Below are 7434 nucleotides of genomic sequence, written 5' to 3'. Positions count from 1 at the left end.
ACGCCTACATCTATTGCTGTTGCTGTATCTCCAGCGGTGTAATTAAGCACTGCACCTGCGCTTACTGTAGGTGCATCATTAACTGCACTAACATTAATTATACTTGTCGCTGATGTCGCATTACTATAACCGTCATTGACCACCCAACTGACTGTCCGTGATAACGTACTTGGATTATCTGAGGTATTCATATAGGTGATACTTTGTAAAGCATTTTGATAGTTAACCACGGTATCACTACCGGTTAGCGTTAATACACCGGTTGCTGAATTAAAGCTACCGGTAATATTCGCTGTATCAACAAATGCCAACACATCCTCAGCGTTGATATAATTGGTACTTATTGTCACAGTTGCGCTTTCAATATGGGTGTCATCAATATCTGAGATAGAAAGACCACCATCAATCACTGCTGCAGGATCATTTTCACTATAGTTAAGAATGCTACCTGCGGTTATCACAGGAGCATCATTAACTGGTGTTACTATGATACTAATAAGATCAATATCAAATAATGGCGTACCTGCACTATCATTTGATATTACAGTCAATGTATCATTACCATTGAAGTTGAGATTTCCTTGATAACTTAAACTAGCTAGAGTTACATTAATATCTGTCTCACTACCTGAAATGGTTAAATCATTACTATTATTAGACCCACTTGAGATCGTAGCGGCTCCCGATAACGTCACATTCAACGTTCCGTTATTCACCTGCAAACGAGTTGATGCTAAATTGCCGTCTGAATCTGTTACTGACAAACCGCTGATCGATAGTGAAGTATCTTCGCTGACAATTTGTGCGCCAGGAACAGTATTTACCGGTGTATCATTAATAGCATTAATTGTTATTGCTACCGTATCCACATCTGATAAAGGTATGCCATCACTGTCTATTGACGTCACAGTCAATGTGTCACTGCCATTGAAGTTGAGATTACCTTGATAACTTAAGCTAGCAAGCGTTGCATTAATATCAGTTTCACTACCTGAAATGGTTAAATCATTACTGCCATTGGCTCCACTGGAAATCGTAGCAGCTCCTGATAAGGTGATATTTAATGTCCCATTGGTCACTTGCAAACGAGTCGTTGCCAAATTACCATCAACATCCGTTACCGATAATCCACTGATTGATAAAGATGTATCTTCATTCACACTTTGTGCACCTGGCACTGTATTGACTGGCGCATCGTTAACTGGTGTCACTTTAATCGCGGTAGATAAAATATTGGATGTCGTTGTACCATCATTAACGGCAAATTTTATAATCCGTGTATTAGTGCTTGGGTTATCAGAGGTATTCTGATAAGTGACTGACTGTAACGCCAAATCATAGTTAGCTAAGGTGTCACTACCTAATAACGTTAGCGTTCCTGTTAATGCATCAAAGCTTCCCGTGATGCTACCAACAGGTGTAAAGGATAAAATATCTTCACCATTAACATAATGGGCACTATCAATCGTAATCGTCGCTGATGCCAAGTTTGGACTATCCAAATCACTGGTTGTCACTGTGTCATTTATGGCTGTTGCTGCATCATTCTCTACATAGTCTAAATCAATAACAGCAAACGTCCGTGCACTTCCTGAATCAGCGCCTCCTGCTAATACTTTACCATCCGCACTTAATGCCAAGCCATTACCAAATTGATCACCTGAAGACAGACCCGCAATATCATGATGTACTTGAACCCAATCATTACCATCCCAATGATACAATCTAATGTGACCACTACTGCCGCCGCCATCATCATTAAGCGGTGCATTGACTGCTAAGGTCAAACCATCACCACTTAATGCGACCCGCCAACCAAAAAGATCACTATTTGCTTCACCATAGATGTCACTACCTTTTTGTACCCAATCAGTGCCATCAAATTCATAGACTTTAACCTGACCATTATTTCCTCCAACGGCATCATTTAAAGGAGCGCCTGCTGCCATAATGGTACCATCTGCATTTAAAGCAACGCCAAAGCCACCCAATTTGTCTTCATTAGCATCCCCATCAATCTCTGATCCTTTTTGTACCCATGATGATCCATCCCAAGAAAAAATTCTGACACTACCTTCACTAGTAGTACCCGCTGAACCACCATTTTCAGCCCCTACAGCTACACTTAAACCATCAGCACTAAGCGTATGAGCGCTTCCTGCTAAATCACCAGCAAAACCATCAATATCAGCACCTCGCTGCGTCCAATCACTACCATTCCATTCATACACACGTACATGGCCGCTACTAGAGCCACCGCCGTCATTAGATCTTGAACTTGATGAAACCACTAAGCCATCAGCGCTAATTGAAACATCATGCCCAAATCTATCACCTGACACCTCACCTAATAAATCACTTCCTTTTTGTACCCAGGTGGTACCGTTATATTCATACACACGGGCACTGCCGGCATCCGTAAATTTACTGAGCTGAACAATAAAACTCTGACCATCTTCACTTAATTGCATATTATCAGCAAACTCCCACTCTCCAAGGGGAGCATTAATCACATCATTAGCTAAATCAATCGTCCAGTCACTGCCATCCCAACGATAAATTCTCAGCTGTCCACCACCACTACCAAGCCCATCGTCATACCAACTGCTCACTGCCATAATTTGTCCATCAGCACTTAACGATACTTGGCGGCCATAGTTTGAATCAACAATATCAGATCCTAATTGGATAATGGTGTCCATAACCGTAGGAGGATCATCCACAGCAATTAGTGTAACCGTAGAAGCAATACTTAATGCTACCGTATCATCACCTCCATTAGCAATACCGCCACTATCTTGAAGGCTGGTTAAGGTAACTACCCTATTGGCACCTAATGGATTTTCACTTGTATTTTCATATTGAAGTCCATCAATCAGAGTTTGTGCATTGGCAACCGATATATCACTTGCATGAGTTAATGTGATCGTTGCTGTACCACCGCTTTCTGTAATATTAAAGCCATAACTATTGGCTGTTGTTGTACCACTATTGCCATTGGTTAAATCAATGGCCTGACCATCTATGTAAAGCTTCTCATCTACGCTATTTTGTAAATTATTCACTGTTAAAGTAATTGTTTTCACTAAATCAGCCATTTCGACTAAATTGATAGCAGTCCCGCTAAAGACTGTCTGTACCGTACCATTTTCTGTGAAGGTGGGATTGATTGCTGTCGTGCTCACTACTGGCTCATCATTCACCGCATTGACGGTAATCGCTACCGTATCAACATCGGATAAAGGTGTCCCTGCGCTATCGATGGAAGTCATTGTTAATGTATCACTACCATTAAAGTTGGTATTACCTTGATAACTTAAACTAGCCAGAGTTACATTAATATCTGCCTCACTACCTGAAATGGTTAAATCATTACTGCCATTGGCACCGCTAGAGATCGTTGCTCCACCTGATAGAGTAACATTTAACATCCCGTTATTCACCTGCAAGCGAGTGGTTGCTAAATTACCATCAACATCCGTCACTGATAATCCACTGATTGATAATAAAGTGTCTTCATTAACGCTTTGTGCACCAATGACTGTATTCACTGGTGGATTATTAGGTTGATCTACAATATTAACTATAAACTGTTTTATATTTGAGTCATTAACCCCATCATTCACCTTTACTTCTATCATCCTTGTTAACAAACTAGGTGATCCAGATGTATTTTCATAAGTAACACTTCGAAGGGCTGTTTGATAATTTGCTATTGTATCCGTACCGGATAAAGTTAAAATACCTGTTCCACTATCAAAGTTACCACTGATACTACCAGTGTTTGTAAAAGCTAGCACATCTTCACTTGAGGTATGATTAGCGGTAATCGATATGATAGCACTTTCAAGTAAAGCGCTATCAGTATCTGTAAGTGCAAATGTATTATCTAAAACTATTGGCACATCTCCTTCTGTAAAGATTTTTGAGGTACTATTAATTGTATAGACATAAACAGCACCAGAATTAATTCCTGCATCATCATTATAAGGTGCACCAACCGCAAAGACCGAACCGTCACCACTCAGACTAACATAGCTTCCAAAACGATCACTTCCCAGTTCGCCATAAAGTTCATGGTTATTTGATTGAACCCAGTTTGAACCATCCCATTGATAGACAAGTACTCGTCCACTGTCTACGCCATTGCCATCACTAAACGGTGCAGATACGACTAAAGTCGAACCATCATAACTTAAAGCTGAGGCTGATCCTAACTCATCGCCAGCTAATTCATTATTATTAATTATCTGTCTCAAACCCCATGAAGAGCCATTCCACTCATAAGTTAATATTCTACCGGAGTTACTTCCAACTGGATCAGCATGTAGTGATCCTATTGCTACAACATTGCCATCACCACTCATGCTTAAATCAAAGCCCAATAGATGGTCATAAGCAGAACCATTTACTTGTAGTTCAAGAGCCCAGTTCAGGCCATTCCAATGATATACTCTAGCTATACCAGCTTCAATCGCAGGAACATCGAAATTTTCACTGCCCAATAGAATACGATTACCATCATCACTAATAGCAATATCTCTACCCCAACGATTAAAAGCTTGATCACCAACAAATTCTTGACCTCTTTGAACCCATGCTGTTCCATTCCAAGTAAATACGCGAATATGACCTGAGTCGTCACCATTACTGTCATTGAAACGTGCCCCAATGATTACATTCAGTCCATCAGAGCTTAATTTTGCTACATGACTACCGCCATCATTCAATCCCTCTCCAAGAATATCAGAACCAAATTGAACATAATCAGATCCATCCCATTGGTAAACCCTTGTAACTCCTCGATTAATATTAGATGGCAGTACTGCAGTAACCACAATCATATTACCATCTGGAGTAATATCAACACTTAAGCCAGTTTTATCATTGACTTCTGCACCATAAATATCTGAACCTCTTTGATTCCATGCAGTACCATCCCATTGATGTACCTGAACCAACCCGCCATTTGAAAAAACATCATCGTTATTAGGCGCGCCAGATACCACAATAGTTCCATCTAAGTTCAGTGACACTGGCCCTCTTTCATCACCCGCATTTGGACCATCAAAACTATTACCTATTTGTTGGAACTCATTTTTTATGACAGGTGCAGGGGTATCAATTTCATACACTTGTACAAAACCAGCATCTCCACCACCATTATCATTATTTGGCGCACCAATAATTACTCGACTTCCGTCATTATTAAGCGCAACACTAGATCCAAAAAGATCACCAGATCCTGTTTGCCCATTACCAGTAATTGCTACATCAACTAAATTCCAGCTTGCCCCATCCCAATCAAATATACGCACATGCCCTGCATTAGAGGCTATGCCATCATTAAATGGTGCAGCAACAGCAATACGATTACCAGATGAACTAATTGCCACAGCCTCACCTGCATCATTGTTAGCTGCAACACCTTCAATATCATTACCTAATTGCACCCAAACGGAACCATTCCAATCAAATACACGTGCATGTCCTGAGTTTAAACCATTACCATCATTTAGTTTTGCACCCGCAATTAGGCGGTCACCTGAATCATTGAGAGCAACTGAATAGCCAAAAAGATCACCTCCGTTTTCCCCGTCAAGATCTAAACCTAGTTGCCCCCAATTTGTGCCATTATATTCATACACGCGCACATGCCCTGCATTTGAACCCGCACCGTCATTATATGGTGCACCAATGGCAACTCGGTCCCCCGCAGCATTTAAAGAAACTGAAAATCCGGCATCGTTATTAGACATTTCGCCATGAATTGTACTTCCTAATTGCACCCAACCTGAACCGTTGTATTCAAAAAGACGCGTACTACCAGTATCAGCCCCCGCATTATTCGATCTTCTTTCACCAATTGCTAGCCGGTTACCATCATCATTTAATGACACGCTCTGCCCAACCTCAAAGCCAGCATTGACTCCTATAATCGTAGATCCTAGCTGTATCCAGTTAGTACCATCATACTCATACACTTGGGCGCTACCACGATTCGCTCCACCGCCATCATCGCCAGGCAAGCCAAATGCAATTCTTGAACCATCTGAGCTAATACTAACACTCAGCCCTTGCGCACCATCAAAAACTGTATTCCCAGCTTGGATGTCTGCTCCCACCTGTATCCAGTTCGCACCTGTCCAATCATAAACCATAACCGTTCCAGTTTCAGACGCGCCTTGATCATCGCCTGGTGCAGAAACGACTATTCTAGAACCATCCTCACTGATAGCAACACCTGCTCTATCACCAAGAATGTCACCAGATGAATCACCCTGTATATTACCTCCAATTTGCGTCCACACAGATGCTAATACATGAACGTAATTATTAAAATTTATAATTTCTTTGCTTTGTATGTCAATACGTGACTCAATGATCGCATCACCACCCAAATCACTGCTGCCAGTTAAATCAGTTGAAGCAGCAACATCTGCATCTGTGAGAGATTTGAGCTGCTCAACAAATTCTTGGCCTTCAAATCCTTCAGCCACATTACATCCATAAAATAATATGTCACCACTTTGCGTCAGTGATTGTCCCCATTGTGAGAATTGTGTCTGATAATTAATGAGGTTATTACTCGTTAAAGTCGTATCCCCTAAATAAAGCTTTGCCTGATCACCATGAGAAACAATATGTAATGCATCCAAACCGTTATACTTCTGAAGTATTTCAGCAATACGATCTACGCCATCTTGATGAGATAAAACTACCTCAATCGCAGCATCTCTTGATATTGAATCAATAAGTATATGAGGATCTTTAACTCGAGAATCAATAATAACTACTTCTCTAAATTGACTGTAGTCAGTTTGAAATCCTTCAGGATCAGCCTCAAGCGCTGCCAACAAACTATCTGTAACATGTGCATTTTCATTCTGCTCAATGGCATTGAGTATATATGCCTGCTCCTGATCAGATACGCCATCAGCAATATCAACTGTTTCAATTGCAGCACCATCAAACATGAAGCGAGGTTCTAACTCTTGCAATAACGAAGGGTATTCGTAGGATAAAATATTATTTTCAGGGGATTTTTCCTTGTTGAATGATACCAGGATGCCTTTTACTTTTTGATATGACTTTTTAAGTTGTAACATAATCAATACCTCTACACGTTGATACAGTTAACGCAATATGATCTTGTTACGGCTCAGAGTTATCTTTTCATTTACCACTTCTTGTGATAACTTTGCGGGGTAACAAGCTTTTCATCCTGCTTTCGTTATAAAATAGTACATTTTAAGGCTCATTGTATAAAATCTAAAAACATTTACACATTTCACTCTATAGCACCAGAGTCCATTCCTAAAAACATACCTATAAGATAAATTTTATGCTATAGTGCAAAATAAACTTATTTGCATTAAGGTATCATCATGGCGCTAAAACAAAAAATAATTTCTCAGATTTATGACGATCAAA

General features: G+C 40.3%; 1 protein-coding gene. It reads right to left on the bottom strand.

The genetic code is table 11. The features are described from left to right. On the bottom strand, positions 1 to 7109 hold a 7109-nt coding region (locus IE867_RS13730; protein ID WP_192485284.1), incomplete at its 3' end, for a DUF4347 domain-containing protein. Between the last annotated feature and the right edge of the window lie 325 nt (positions 7110 to 7434).

Origin of the sequence: Cysteiniphilum marinum (assembly GCF_014857925.1) — a bacterium.
GTDB classification, from domain to species: domain Bacteria; phylum Pseudomonadota; class Gammaproteobacteria; order Francisellales; family Francisellaceae; genus Caedibacter; species Caedibacter marinus.
The sequence above is the reverse complement of the archived record's forward strand: the minus strand, read 5'-3'. Positions and strand labels throughout refer to the sequence as shown.